Origin of the sequence: Jeotgalibacillus terrae (assembly GCF_016908195.1) — a bacterium.
GTDB lineage: Bacteria > Bacillota > Bacilli > Bacillales > Jeotgalibacillaceae > Jeotgalibacillus > Jeotgalibacillus terrae.
In genome coordinates, this window is record NZ_JAFBDK010000003.1 from 185,379 (window position 1) to 198,355 (window position 12,977).

A 12,977-nucleotide genomic window follows, 5' to 3' on the forward strand; every position below is an offset into this window, starting at 1 on the left:
TTTATTTTGTCACTGCTGTTTTTGAATAGTCATAGAAGCCCTTGCCTGTCTTCCGGCCAAGCTCACCTTTTTCCACTTTTTCAAGTATGCACGCAAACGGTTTATCTGCCGGATCACCTGTTTCCTGATAGCGCTGTTCCATTACAAACTGCGCGACATCCAGCCCTGAAAGATCCATCAGTTCAAACGGACCGATCGGATGGTTCAGTGCTTTTTTGCAGATCAGATCAATGTCCTTGAAGTCCGCAATACCCTGCTCATATAGAGATACCGCTTCTTTTTGCAGCGCACCTAAAATACGGTTCGCAACAAACCCTGAGATCTCTTTTTCTAACAGCACGCCTGTCCGGTTGATCTCACGGCACACCTCCATCGCAAGCGCAGCCGTTTCATCACTCGTCTCTTCACTTTTCACGACTTCCACAAGGTCCATGACAAGCGGCGGGAAGAAGAAGTGCATATTGACAACTTTATCCGGACGGTTTGTCGCATCGGCAATCAGGCTGTTGACGATTGTTGAGCTGTTGGTTGCAAATACTGTGTGGGCTGGTGCATAGGCTTCAAGCTTTTTAAAGACCTCTCTTTTTACATCCAGCTTTTCCGTTACCGCTTCAATGACAAGGTCTGCTTCCTGCACGGCTTCTTCAATGTCCTGAGAAAAACGCAGCCGTTGAAACGCTTTCATTTTTTCGTCCTCAGAAATTTTTTCTTTTGACACCCAGCGATCCATAATGGCATGAAGCTTTGACTCTGCGTCCTGCAGTGCTTGTTCATTGATATCCTGAATCACTGTTTCGTATCCGCCAAGCGCACTCAACATTGCAATCTGATGTCCCATACTTCCTGATCCAATTACCGTTACGTTTTTCCCTTCACTCATGTTACTTCCTCCTTTGTACTAACCGGTTGGTATGTTTTCTTTGTTAAAAAAAGGCGTGTCAAAATTGAACTGCCTTTGCGAATCGTTTCGCTGCGCTTCAGGCGGATGCTTTCCGGACGGAGGTTGCTGAGCCTCCTCGCCTTCGGCTGTGGGGTCTCAGCTTCCCTCTATTCGTCCCGGAGTCACCGCCTTACGCTCCGCTACACTAAGATAACTTTATAAACGTGAAGCTTAATTTTATCTTTTTTCTAAACTCACAGCTCGATTCCTTTTAAAATCATGTCTGTAAATAGACGTGCAACTTCTTCTTCAGACTGATCGCCTTCAGGGTTGAACCACTGGTAGCTCCAGTTCGCCATGCCGAGTACGCCGAATGTTGCAATTGACGCATTCAGGTCTGAACGGAACTCCCCTTTTTCAATGCCTTCTTTTAAAAGCTCCTCAATCGTCAGCCGGAACTGATCCCGCTTTGGAATGATCTCAGCAAGACGTTCCTCATTCAGGTTGCGCATTTCCCTGAAAAACACCTTTGCACTTGCACCCTGCGTTTTAATATTGCTGATCAGCATATGCACGATCTCATACAGCTTTGTTTTGCAGTTTTTCGATTCATCCCGCATGATACTTTTCTGCTGCTCAAGTAAATCATTGATATAGCGCAGCTGAATATCCATCAACAGTTCTTCTTTACTGGAGAAGTAATAATAAAACGTCCCCTTTGTCACACCATTGGCTTCGACAATATCCTGAATCGACGTTTCACTGAAACCCTTTTTCTCAAATAATCGTATGCTGTGTTCTGTTATTTTTTCCTTCACTGTCTTCACGCCTCTGTTTTAAAAGTATGGCTCAAATTGTATCACATGCCCTTACATGGCATGCGTGCCGCCATCGACGATCAGCACGTCCCCTGTCACATAAGCAGATGCTTTTGACGCAAGGAATAAGGCTGCACCCTTCAGGTCATCATCAGATCCGAACCGCTTCATCGGTGTTACTTCCATGATCGGATCCTTCCCCTGATCAATGATCGCTTTTGACATCTTCGTTGGGAAAAAGCCTGGCGCAATCGCATTGACATTGATATTGTGCCTGCCCCATTTAACAGCGAGATCCTTCGTCATCGTAATGACCGCACCCTTACTTGTGTTGTAGCCGATCGTATCCATTACCCGTGGATCCGTCCCGCCAAGCCCTGCAACAGAGGCGATGTTAATGATTTTTCCTGACTGCTGCTCAATCATTTTTCTCCCTGCAGCCTGGCTCATCAAAAATGTACCTGTCACATTCACATCCATGACTTTCTTCCATGCTTCAAGCGGCATCTCTTCAGCACGCGCTCCCCATGTCGCGCCACTGTTATTTACTAAAATATCAATCGAACCAAACGTTTCTACTGTCTCATCCACCACGCGCTGCGCATCAGCTGGATCAGAGATATCACACTGCAGTGCTAGTGTTTTGACACCCAGGTTCGCTAAACGGTCAGCCACTTCCTGACACGCCTCAAGCTTTCTTGAACAAATCACCACATTCGCTCCAGCCTCAGCAAACCCTTCAGTAATCTGCTCACCCAGGCCACGTCCGCCACCAGTCACAAGTGCCGTCTTTCCAGTCAGATCAAACAATTCCATTACCTTCATCTTTCATTCCTCCCAGTTCCCTGATATTTCTTCAATTCAAGCCTGCCAATCTGAGCGCGGTGCACCTCATCCGGTCCATCCGCGAGCCGGAGCGTTCTTGCACTCGCCCAGTGAGCAGCCAATGGGAAATCTTCTGATACACCCGCTGCACCAAGCGCCTGTATCGCACGGTCAATAACCTTTAGTGCCATTGAAGGCGCAACGACTTTAATCATCGCAATCTCCGCTTTTGCCACCTTATTGCCAACCGTGTCCATCATATTAGCAGCCTTCAGCGTCAGCAGTCTCGCCTGCTCAATCTCAATCCGTGAATCCGCAATCCATTCACGGATCACGCCCTGGCTCGCCAGCGGCTTGCCAAATGCATGACGGTCGACGACACGCTTACATAACTCCTCAAGCGCTCGTTCTGCTGCCCCTATCAGCCTCATACAATGGTGAATCCGTCCAGGCCCAAGCCTCCCCTGCGCAATCGCAAATCCTTTTCCCTCACCTAAAATCATATTCTCTGCCGGCACCCTGACATTTTCAAACGTAATCTCCCCGTGGCCATGCGGCGCATGATCATAGCCAAACACCGGCAGCATCCGTTCAATTGTCACACCCGGCGCATCAAGTGGCACGAGAACCATTGACTGCTGCTCATACTTATCAGCACCAGGATCTGTTTTTCCCATCACGATCCCAATCTTACATCTAGGATCTCCTGCACCTGACGACCACCACTTACGGCCATTAATCACATATTCATCACCATCACGCTCAATCCGCGCTTCAATATTCGTCGCGTCAGATGAAGCCACATTCGGCTCCGTCATCGAAAAGCACGAACGGATCTCTCCGGCAAGCAGCGGCTTTAGCCATTTTTCCTTCTGCTCATCTGTTCCGTACCGCACCAACACTTCCATGTTGCCGGTATCCGGTGCATTACAATTGAATACCTCCGGACCAATCATCGAACGCCCCATAATCTCACAAAGCGGTGCGTACTCCACGTTGCTTAGGCCAGCCCCGTACTCGCTCTCAGGCAAAAATAAATTCCACAGCCCCTCAGCCTTTGCTTTTTCCTTCAGCTCCTGCATCATTGGCGGCACTTTACTCCAGCGGTTACCCCCTTCACTTACTTGCCGCTCATACAATGCTTCATTCGGATATACATGCTCTTCCATGAATTTGTTGAGCTTCTTCTCAAGATCTTTTACCTTAGCAGAATACGAAAAATCCATCTTTCCATCCCCTTTTGACCTTACTAACTAACCGGTCGGTATGTATATTTTTAGTATAACTGATTTGAGTGAATTATCAAATAAATTAATTTTAAAGATGGAAATATATGATAGACTGTCATTGTCTCAATTTATTGAATAAAGGTTAATAAATTTTTGTGGGGGTATCGTTGTGTGGATTATACTGGGGTTTATCGCAATCGCAGCAACATTGATTAATATTTATTTATTTTCAACAGGAAAGGATTATAGACTTGCCATGGCAGCAGGGTTGTCATTTACAGCACTTACACTTTGCGCTGAAATCAGCTTTGTAGCGGGACAGGCAGAAAGAGAAGACTGGTCAGCCGTCAGGGAAGTCGTTCATTATCAATGGGCATTGTGGGGTTTAACAATTGCTTCTATCTTTATCAATGTATTGCCTGTATTAATAGAGCGGAAAGATAAGAAGAACAAACTTAACGCTACTTCATAAACGTGAAAACGGTCCTGTACTATTAACATTTATGGATATTTATTTTACATTATTTGTTATTATAAGTTCATATAGGCATACTAGTTTTATACTTCTGAATGTACATGTATAGTGATTGTTCACCTTCGTTTTTAGGACGGGGAGGAATTTTAAAGTTAACAACAAAGTTATGGAGTGTATATTACATAGTGAGTGGAGTGATGTCTCATGGCATATAAGCTGAATTACGATAAAAAGTTTGGTTTCGAATTAAAGGAAAAAATATTATTGAGGAGATGTCACTTTGAAATTGAAAGAGGAAAAATTTAATTATATTTCAGAAACAGAAAGATTAATAATAAGACCATTAAAGATAGATGACTATGAAAATTGGTTAAATGAATTTAAAAACCGGCATCCATCACAAAATCGTTACGATAAAGGAAAAATAAATATGACTGAGTGTACACTGGAGTGGTTTCATAGTTTGGTAGATAAACACCAAGAGTTAGCACTTACAGACACTGCTCACGTTTTTGGTGTATTTAGAAAAGAAATTGGTACACACTTGGGCATGGTTGATTTTTCAACTTTAGCAAGAGATGGTTTCCAATGGGGAAGGATAGGATATGCCATCCATAATCAGTATTGGAAAAAGGGTTATGGCAAAGAAGCAGTAAAAGAAGCGCTTAATATTGCATTTAAACATTTGAAATTCCATCGTGTTGAAGCACATATTAATATTGATAATACTCCTTCTATACACTTAGCTGAAAGTGTAGGAATGGAATTTGAATGTATGCGTAAAGGTTTTATATACGAAAATAGTGAATGGACTGACCATTTAGTTTATTATAAAAACTCAAAATAGTTTTTTCACCATTTATACTATTGTTGACCAAGAGAACTCACAAAAAAGGAGTTCTCTATTTTATATCTTATTCCTGGGGATTATTTTCAAGTAAAAATTTTTTCAATTCTTCAATATCATTTGTTTCATACACCAAATCTTTGCTATCAAAAACGAAATATGAGGGCAATGTATCAATTTTTAAGTATGGAAAATTTTCTTCAGCTCTATCTTGTGATTCTGCAATTGAGTATGAATATAAATTCCTTACTCCTGCTTCCCATAATGATTCACTAATATCTTCATCACCAACTTGATACAAATGATATCGATCCTCTGACTGCGATGTTAAACCATCTTTCTCATAATCATTTCCGCATCCAGTGAGAATAAGTAATAATATTAAAGTAAGTAAGAACCTTGTGAGCTTCATGATCATCAATCCTCTCAAGCAATGGTTGACCATTTGATGTCATATGGTCATTCTTATGTTATTAGAGTATATGATGTTATTTTAGTAAGTCGGAACCTCCAATGACTCAACCATCTTCACCAGTTCCTCCTCAGTCAAACGATTATTCTGCTCCCCTTCTTCATGAATCACATCCATGGAGTAATGATAGCCCGTCTCTTCATCCAGCCAGTTGACCATTTGCGAGAAACCATAATCGGTATAATCAGCTGTGGAACCATCTGATAATGTGAGCTGTTGAACGTCAGATTCGTTCGCATATTCTACATCTATTCCGCCAGGTTCGACCAGCAGATACATATGAATATTGTCACCGTAGAAGAATTGTTCAATCGCAAGCTCGTCTTCAGACAATTGCGCTGTTTCAATTGAACTTGACGCAGATCCATTGTTTTCAGCTGATTCTTTTAATTGATTGGCATCTCTCATACGTACTTCCACATTGCCACGAACTTTTTCTACTTCAAATGGCAGATATTCAGGTACTTTGAGCTTATCCTTTACGGAAGCTGGTATGTCTTTCGAAAGTTCGAGTGGCAGTTCTGATAAGATTTTTGCAGACTGGTTCATTTGTTGGTCTTCCTGTGAACCTGCCTGAATGTTTTTCGCTATAAAATACCCTGCAGTCATTAAGATCACTACTGCTGCAATCGTGATGAAGTATTTTGGTTTAATTGATAACCCCTCCTATGTTTTATCGGTAGTAAGTCATAACATCATAGCGCTTCTAAAATGTGGATTATATCCCAGTTAGCAGGAACTCTATGCCTATATGGTACAGAAATTTTCGTTTTCTTTCTATGCATTCATGTTATTTTTTTCTAGTTCTGGCCTGATCCTCACATGATACTGATGGACCTTTTGAAACTAATCCCATTCAATTTCGTCAAATTTATATATAAAAGGGGGAATTCCATTGAGAAAACTGAGCGTTGTTTCAGCTTTCATGTTTTTACTCGTGAGTTTATCCGGTTGCCAACAAAACAATCAGGTTGATTATGAAACGGAAGCTGAAGTCATCGACGGAGACTTTATCTATCGGCTTTCTACAGAAAAAGCAGCATACGGTAAGGACGAACCAGTAACCATATATGCCGAATTAGAATATACAGGTGATCAGGAAGAAATTGAAATTACGCATGCAGATTCTCCATTCTCTTTTCCAATGATTGAGACGACGAGGAATTACGAAATCGACTACATGATGCAAGAACCATTGGTGTCTACAACCCTAACGAGAGGAGAGCCGCTCCGTGAAGAATATAGTGGTGGCCAAGTCACTTACAGTTACAAAGATGAAGAGGAATATATAGCATTTCTGGAGCAGTTTACGGATCAGAGGTTTCCGGAGGGACATTATGTCGTGACTGGTATTGCAGATTTTAATGTTCCGGATAACGAAGGCCCTGGTGAAGATATAGAGTATAATATAAGAGCAGAGATTGAATTTAGTGTTGATCGCAATTGAAAAAGAGCCTGAGGCAAAACGATGATATTTGTTGTTTGAATGACTTTTTATTGAAATAAATCTTAGTGGAACGGAGCGTAAGGTGGTGACTCCGGGACGATTAGAGGCTGAGACAATTTTTATAATGACCCAGCCTCTCTCTTCCTCTATTTACGCCGCCTTCGAATGCTTCTTTTCACCCGAATACGTCCACTTTCTCCACACGAACTCCATCGGTCCCTGCTTGTATCGCTTCAGCAGCATGTGACTCAGCACAACCTGGATGCTGTAAATCGCAATCGCAATCAGCACGCCCTGTGATTTCGACACCTGGCCGAATAATCCAAAACCGTAGCCGTTAAAAATGATTACTGCAATGATAGACTGCATTAAATAATTCGTCAGTGCCATCCGGCCAACTGAAGCAAATGGCATCAGCATCTTTTCAACAGATGATTTTTTTGTAACTAAGACAATCGCTGCTACATAAAACAGCATGAGGAGCGGCCCTCCAAGAACATTCAGGCCTTCAGCAAGCGGTACAGTCAAATAAGGCGCCCAGTCAAACAGATTGTATCCAATTGCTACAGACAGGCCTACAAGAGGTGCACCCACAAGCAGTCCAACCCACATCACCTTTTTCCAACGCTTGATATTGTGTTCAATCTCCGTGAACATGCCTGTTTTCCCCAGATACAGACCGATCAAAAACAACGGTAAAATCGTCGGCACTAAAAACAGGACCTGTAATAAAATCAGGACGACTTCATTTGTAAAACGGAAAGCAAGAATTTCTCCAAAGCTCCCGTTTGCCATCACTGAAGCAGCAAGATCAGCAGTATGATTCAGGTTTTCAAGTGACTCCATTTCCCCGCTCACCATCATATTCATCCCGATACTGCTCAATAACATCAGTGCTGTCATCATAAAAGCACCAAAAGCAAAAAGCGAGATCACCCAGATCTTAATTGTTTTTGCAGACCGCTCAATAAATAACGGGAGCAAAAATCCTGTAATCGCATATGTATGTAAAATATCGCCCGACCAGATAAATATCAGATGGACAAGTCCAATCAGCAGCAGAAACACCAGACGGCGCATAAACATTTTCCTTGCCGGTAGTCCCCGTTTCATCAGACGACTGTAAAAAATATAAAACCCAAGACCAAACAGCATTGAAAACATGGGATAAAACTTCCCATCCACAAAAAATGCTGTCATGAGTGTGAGTGCAGCATTCATCGCGCCCTCAGGCAGGCTGGCCCCCTCAACTAAATCCCTGACCTCTGTAAAAACAGGTGTCTTAAACGCAATCATATTCGCAATCAAAATCCCAAACAGTGCAAACCCACGGATAATATCGAGCGTGTGGATCCGTTCTTTCAGTGAAACTGAGTTCATTGTGCCAGCCTCCAATTTTTCATTCTGATTTCATCTTAATTCAACGTGCCTCATTAGACAATCAGAATTTGGAAATTATCATGACGATTCTTAAATAGCCCGATCAATTGATACAGAGTTTGATGATCTTAAATAAATATCTTCCTTTCTGTGCTCAACTACATTAAAAAGAACTCCCTTTTAGAAGGAGTTCTTATTATCAGACTATATCATTCTTATTGCAGCCAGGTATAATAGCGTTAGCTGATTGATGGTCGGCATCACTCTTTATCTGTAATAGGATCAAATAAAGTTGACGCCTTGACATATTGTTTATTATGAAAAGGGGAACTCACAAGTTCATGATCCGTCATCATATAATGAAACAGTTTCATGGCTTTGATGTATTCATTGGCTGAAACCATTGAGGCATCAAACGAACATATCAAAAGCCACTTGTAGTCTTTCAACTCTATTTCACAGGTTTCGATAAAGATTTTTAACTTTTGGAAAGAATCTTTTCTATCTAGAAAGGTATCATTGATCCATATGTTAAAATATTGATGATGTTTCACCTTTTCTTTTATAAGCTTATAAAAATCCGAATTCACTGGATCCGTACTTATATCATAAGAACAGAAATGAACATAATTTTCTATTTCACTTTGTGGAAGTAACTGATTTAATTCATGGTAGATGTCTAAAGAACTTTTATTGTGGTTAATGATCACACAAGGTATATTTTGTCTAACTTTCGAAAGAATAAATGCAGTCGTATTTTTTGAGAAGGCTTCAATGTTGCTGTAGTGGTACATAACCTTCCCATGCTTCAATTCAACCAATGACAGCACATCGTGATCTGTCCGCACTGTTTTGATCATAGGCATATTAGGTTCATTCTGATAAAAATGGTCTGTAAAGAATCTTAAAAAATCGAAATTTAACACCTTTGCGATATTCTCAGCTACTGATGGACTCGGATCGCGCACGCCATTTTCAAGTTGAGAGTAATAGGACCTGTCAATAAAGGATTGATCTGCCACCTTTTGCTGTGTAAGTTCTTTCGCTTTCCTGAGTTCAATTAACCATTCACGCTTCATTTTATCCCCCAACCCTTTAACAATTAAAAAGTACCCCTCACATGATTCAGACCTTATCTTTCTACTAAATCACACCTTTAACCACTGCTTCCATGGTAATTAAATCCACCATTGCTTCTCTCTGTAAAATATAACGCTTGAGTAATAGCTATTCGTTCAATGGTAATGACTCATTAAAACACAAAACATGTGCTAATTGATCAAATGTGGCAAATAGAAACATGAATATGGCGTTGCAATCTGCCACATTTATTTCTAGAAAAATATAGAATGATTAAATAAGAAAATCTAAAATAAGGAAAATACCTATTTAAAACCATAAGGTCGAGCAAAATCACGAATTAATTTTAGAAAAGTGGTTATCTGCTTATACTATTCAGTTATATCTAGTTAACTATTACGTTTACTCTTGAGGAGATAATCATATGAATAAGTCAGAAAAAGAACTCGAAGATCACATCCTGTTAAAGCGAGAGGCTATGATTAAAAGCGGCTTATCGAACGGACTATTGCATACAGAAACACTGAAACTGAGCCACGAGCTGGATCAATTAATCTGCGAGTCTCAAAAGAGGAAACTGGAACATTCTTAAAGAGGGAATTCTTATCTGCAAGGCTATGTTAAAGTCCAATGTTGTTTGAACACAGCTGTTGATTGTAGCGGAAGGGGACGACTCCAGCAGGAGAAGCGTGACAGGTGAGACCCCGCAGACGCGAAGCGGCGAGGAGGCTTACCGCACGCCCTGCGGAAAGCGTTCCCCTAGAGCGGAAATCAACAGCCAAATTTAACAGAACCATCTGCAAAAAAAGAACCCCCTTCTACAGGAGATTCCTCTTTTTGAATTCCACATGCATATTTCTTTAAATCCATTCCTCCCCGTGTTCCCGGATGAACTCAATATCCTTCTGATAATGATCAAAATGCCCTTCTTCCATCATTTTTTGAAAAGCAGCATCACCTTCAGCAGCTTTTCTTTTCATGTAATGACACAATCCCTCGAGTCGCAGCAGGACCATATCCAGATATTCTTCTTTCATCCCTTCAATTCCATAGGTGTCAAAAAACAATGCCACTCTCTGCTTTATGCGTCCGGCATCACGTGTTGAGCTGTAATGCACTTGTTCACCATTTTCAGCGTAGTAATGTCTGCTTAAAGGCACGCAGGTGTATAGGGTATATGCGATGTCCCACAGTCTCGGGCCAGGCGCAGCAACGTCAAAGTCAATCACCCCAACTGGCATTTTCTGATTAAAAATAATGTTATAGATCGCAAAATCATTGTGGCAGATCACTTCAATCGGATCAGGTGTCAGATCCATTGGGGTCCACCCGCTCGTATCAGGAAAATCACTTACAGCATCATGATACAGGCGCAGCATCTTCGCAATTTCCATCAATGCTTCATCCGACCACATATATGTTTTTAACGGATAATTTCCCGCTTCTCCTTCTATAAAAGACAGAACCTCTCTATTCTTCTCATCAATTCCTAAAAATTTTGGTGCGTAGTCAAAACCTTTTGCACTCAGGTGGTGTAATAACTTATAAATTTTTTCACTGCCTGGCTTTAATTCTCTCCGGACAGTATTTTCTATACGGGTTACCTGAGAGACGTTACCTCCAGTTAATTTTTCTTCGTGCTGATCGGACATTCAGTGCCCCTCTCCCTCCTATATCGACTAAAATCTCCTTCATTCGTATTATAAACTTCTTTCAACTGGGTATATGTATATATAGATACGATTTATTATTTTTACATTTTTCTGAAGCGGAATTCTAAAAAGAAAAGTGCTTCACAGTTATTGGGAGGAAATATCATGTTAAAGCGTCTATCAATCATGTTATTCATCGCTATACTTGCTTGGGTATCAGCTTACTTTTTTATTCATACCGACGGAGAAACTCAGGGCCAGCAGGCTGATTCATCGTCCGGGCAGATGGATGAAGACAAAGATTCAATTCCTGAGAATGCTGACGAAGCCTCAGATCCCCAGGAGGCGGCAGCCACATTAGACGAGTTATTCAACTTAGCAACGCAGGGGAAAATTCCCGACAGTCCCATTGTGGTTGGAGAAACAACCATACATACAATAGAAGAAACGCTTGGAGAATCAAATCATATTACTGATACCAGTGAGGGAACGTTTTATCATTATCCTGAACTGGATATTGGCGTGACAAACGAGGTCGCAGCAGATCTACGCTCATTTCAGACAGTCTTTACATCCTATGACCTTGAAGATGTCACATCCTTTAGAGCTTCCGATGAGACGCGCTACTATCAGGATGAACAGACTGATCAGATCATTCTCGTTTACAACCTCCCAAATCATTATGTGCTGAAATGGGTGTTCCCGAACCCTGATGATACAACAGATCAGCCGGCTGCCGATCATATTTCTTTATCAAAAAATATTGAAGACATCGCTGCAATTGATGAGATGTCTCTGGATGAAAAAATCGGACAGATGATTTTCAGCGGGGTCAACGGAACACAAATGACTGATGAAACAACTGATGTGATTAAGCAGTACCATGTTGGCGGGATTATTTTGTTTGGTAACAACATTGAAAATACAGCGCAGACCGTAAATTTTTTGAACGGGATGAAAGAAGCAAATGCTGATAACCCCTATCCTCTTTTAATGGGTGTGGATGAAGAAGGCGGAAGGGTAACCCGAATGCCTGATGAGATCAAAAGTCTGCCAACCAGCCTCTCAATTGGAAGGGTAAATGATCCTGAGCTGTCCTACAAAGTCGGAACGATTCTCGGGCAGCAAATGAAGGCACTTGGCTTCAATCTGACCTTTGCCCCTGTACTGGATGTGAACAGCAATCCGAATAACCCTGTTATCGGCAACCGCTCATTTGGCAGCAATCCGGATATTGTCTCACAGCTCGGTATCCAGACAATGAAAGGCATTGAGGATAAAGGTGTGATTTCTGTGATCAAGCATTTCCCCGGCCATGGAGACACAAGCGAGGATTCGCATCTGTCACTTCCGCTGGTCGATAAAAGTTACGATGAACTCGCATCACTTGAGCTGATTCCATTTAAAGCAGCAATCTCTGAAAATGCTGATGTAACCATGGTTGCACATATCCTTCTGCCAGAGATTGATAGCGAGTACCCTGCATCTATGTCCAAAGCCGGAATCACAGATATCCTTCGTGAGGATCTGAATTTTGACGGTGTGGTCATTACTGATGACTTAACAATGGGTGCGATCACAAACAATTACAGTGTGGAGGAGGCAGCTTTACAAACCGTAAAAGCTGGCGGTGATCTGCTGCTTGTTGCACATAACCCTGAGCTCATTCCAGCTGTAGTCAATCGGTTAAAAGCAGCTGTTGAAAGCGGTGAGATTACTGAAGAGAGAATCAATGAGAGTGTCGAACGTATTATTGAACTGAAATCTGATTATGGACTGTCAGATGAACCAACAGACATGCCGGATGTTCAGCCGATTAACGATGCGGTGGAACGTGTGAGGGAGCGTGTGTCTTAAGGAACTAATTGAAAA

14 protein-coding genes are annotated in these 12,977 nt (G+C 41.7%); 5 read left to right on the plus strand and 9 right to left on the minus strand.

Annotation, left to right across the window (positions count from 1 at the left end; all coding sequences use genetic code 11):
* Nucleotide 1 precedes the first annotated feature (1 nt).
* The 4 genes from JOD21_RS04110 to JOD21_RS04125 form a co-directional block, all read right to left on the minus strand.
* The gene (locus tag JOD21_RS04110; protein ID WP_204728396.1) at nt 2-880 is read right to left on the minus strand and encodes a 3-hydroxyacyl-CoA dehydrogenase family protein; all 879 of its coding nucleotides are present in this window, start codon (nt 878-880) and stop codon (nt 2-4) included.
* A gap of 254 nt (nt 881-1,134) precedes the next feature.
* A complete protein-coding gene (locus tag JOD21_RS04115; protein WP_204728397.1) occupies nt 1,135-1,698 on the minus strand; it encodes a TetR-type transcription factor C-terminal domain-containing protein in 564 nt (187 codons plus the stop codon).
* Nucleotides 1,699-1,749: 51 nt separating this feature from the next.
* Nucleotides 1,750-2,523, minus strand: a complete 774-nt coding sequence (locus JOD21_RS04120) for an SDR family oxidoreductase (RefSeq protein WP_204728398.1) — start codon at nt 2,521-2,523, stop codon at nt 1,750-1,752.
* The gene (locus tag JOD21_RS04125) at nt 2,520-3,749 is read right to left on the minus strand and encodes an acyl-CoA dehydrogenase (RefSeq protein ID WP_204728399.1); all 1,230 of its coding nucleotides are present in this window, start codon (nt 3,747-3,749) and stop codon (nt 2,520-2,522) included. The genes JOD21_RS04120 and JOD21_RS04125 overlap by 4 nt, the downstream gene beginning before the upstream one ends.
* 172 nt (nt 3,750-3,921) lie before the next feature.
* On the opposite strand from JOD21_RS04125, the gene JOD21_RS04130 reads away from it, so the two are divergent.
* Together JOD21_RS04130 and JOD21_RS04135 are read left to right on the plus strand one after the other, a co-directional pair.
* Nucleotides 3,922-4,224, plus strand: coding sequence for a hypothetical protein (locus JOD21_RS04130; protein WP_204728400.1), 303 nt, complete (start codon nt 3,922-3,924; stop codon nt 4,222-4,224).
* Nucleotides 4,225-4,507: 283 nt separating this feature from the next.
* Nucleotides 4,508-5,074, plus strand: a complete 567-nt coding sequence (locus tag JOD21_RS04135; RefSeq protein WP_204728401.1) for a GNAT family N-acetyltransferase — start codon at nt 4,508-4,510, stop codon at nt 5,072-5,074.
* 67 nt (nt 5,075-5,141) lie between these two features.
* Here JOD21_RS04135 and JOD21_RS04140 read toward each other — a convergent pair whose 3' ends face one another.
* Together JOD21_RS04140 and JOD21_RS04145 are read right to left on the minus strand one after the other, a co-directional pair.
* Nucleotides 5,142-5,486 (minus strand): hypothetical protein, encoded by a 345-nt coding sequence (locus JOD21_RS04140; RefSeq protein WP_204728402.1) that lies wholly within the window; start codon nt 5,484-5,486, stop codon nt 5,142-5,144.
* Nucleotides 5,487-5,567: 81 nt separating this feature from the next.
* Entirely contained in the window at nt 5,568-6,155 is a 588-nt protein-coding gene (locus JOD21_RS04145; protein WP_204728403.1) for a hypothetical protein, read from the minus strand.
* A gap of 286 nt (nt 6,156-6,441) precedes the next feature.
* Between JOD21_RS04145 and JOD21_RS04150 the strand changes: the two genes are divergently transcribed.
* Nucleotides 6,442-6,993: a hypothetical protein gene (locus JOD21_RS04150; RefSeq protein ID WP_204728404.1), complete on the plus strand. Its 552-nt coding sequence runs from the start codon at nt 6,442-6,444 to the stop codon at nt 6,991-6,993.
* Nucleotides 6,994-7,143: 150 nt separating this feature from the next.
* On the opposite strand, the gene JOD21_RS04155 is transcribed toward JOD21_RS04150, so the two are convergent.
* Together JOD21_RS04155 and JOD21_RS04160 are read right to left on the minus strand one after the other, a co-directional pair.
* On the minus strand, nt 7,144-8,373 hold the full coding sequence (locus JOD21_RS04155) for a DUF418 domain-containing protein (RefSeq protein WP_204728405.1): 1,230 nt from the start codon (nt 8,371-8,373) through the stop codon (nt 7,144-7,146).
* A gap of 260 nt (nt 8,374-8,633) precedes the next feature.
* The gene (locus JOD21_RS04160) at nt 8,634-9,452 is read right to left on the minus strand and encodes a helix-turn-helix domain-containing protein (protein WP_204728406.1); all 819 of its coding nucleotides are present in this window, start codon (nt 9,450-9,452) and stop codon (nt 8,634-8,636) included.
* Nucleotides 9,453-9,877: 425 nt separating this feature from the next.
* Between JOD21_RS04160 and JOD21_RS04165 the strand changes: the two genes are divergently transcribed.
* Nucleotides 9,878-10,045 (plus strand): aspartyl-phosphate phosphatase Spo0E family protein, encoded by a 168-nt coding sequence (locus tag JOD21_RS04165; RefSeq protein WP_204728407.1) that lies wholly within the window; start codon nt 9,878-9,880, stop codon nt 10,043-10,045.
* A gap of 268 nt (nt 10,046-10,313) precedes the next feature.
* Here the strand turns inward: JOD21_RS04165 and JOD21_RS04170 are convergent, their stop codons facing one another.
* Nucleotides 10,314-11,105, minus strand: a complete 792-nt coding sequence (locus JOD21_RS04170) for a phosphotransferase (protein WP_204728408.1) — start codon at nt 11,103-11,105, stop codon at nt 10,314-10,316.
* A 165-nt stretch (nt 11,106-11,270) separates the two neighbouring features.
* Between JOD21_RS04170 and nagZ the strand changes: the two genes are divergently transcribed.
* Entirely contained in the window at nt 11,271-12,962 is a 1,692-nt protein-coding gene (nagZ, locus tag JOD21_RS04175; RefSeq protein ID WP_204728409.1) for a beta-N-acetylhexosaminidase, read from the plus strand.
* Nucleotides 12,963-12,977: the final 15 nt, after the last annotated feature.

What these genes read in the sequence shown, in the direction of transcription:
- JOD21_RS04110 (WP_204728396.1), bottom strand. Translation starts at nt 880, where the DNA reads ATGAGTGAAGGGAAAAACGTAACGGTAATTGGATCAGGAAGTATGGGA.
- JOD21_RS04140 (WP_204728402.1), bottom strand. Translation starts at nt 5,486, where the DNA reads ATGAAGCTCACAAGGTTCTTACTTACTTTAATATTATTACTTATTCTC.
- JOD21_RS04170 (WP_204728408.1), bottom strand. Translation starts at nt 11,105, where the DNA reads ATGTCCGATCAGCACGAAGAAAAATTAACTGGAGGTAACGTCTCTCAG.
- nagZ (WP_204728409.1), top strand. Translation starts at nt 11,271, where the DNA reads ATGTTAAAGCGTCTATCAATCATGTTATTCATCGCTATACTTGCTTGG.
- JOD21_RS04120 (WP_204728398.1), bottom strand. Translation starts at nt 2,523, where the DNA reads ATGAAGGTAATGGAATTGTTTGATCTGACTGGAAAGACGGCACTTGTG.
- JOD21_RS04165 (WP_204728407.1), top strand. Translation starts at nt 9,878, where the DNA reads ATGAATAAGTCAGAAAAAGAACTCGAAGATCACATCCTGTTAAAGCGA.
- JOD21_RS04155 (WP_204728405.1), bottom strand. Translation starts at nt 8,373, where the DNA reads ATGAACTCAGTTTCACTGAAAGAACGGATCCACACGCTCGATATTATC.
- JOD21_RS04145 (WP_204728403.1), bottom strand. Translation starts at nt 6,155, where the DNA reads ATGACTGCAGGGTATTTTATAGCGAAAAACATTCAGGCAGGTTCACAG.
- JOD21_RS04125 (WP_204728399.1), bottom strand. Translation starts at nt 3,749, where the DNA reads ATGGATTTTTCGTATTCTGCTAAGGTAAAAGATCTTGAGAAGAAGCTC.
- JOD21_RS04160 (WP_204728406.1), bottom strand. Translation starts at nt 9,452, where the DNA reads ATGAAGCGTGAATGGTTAATTGAACTCAGGAAAGCGAAAGAACTTACA.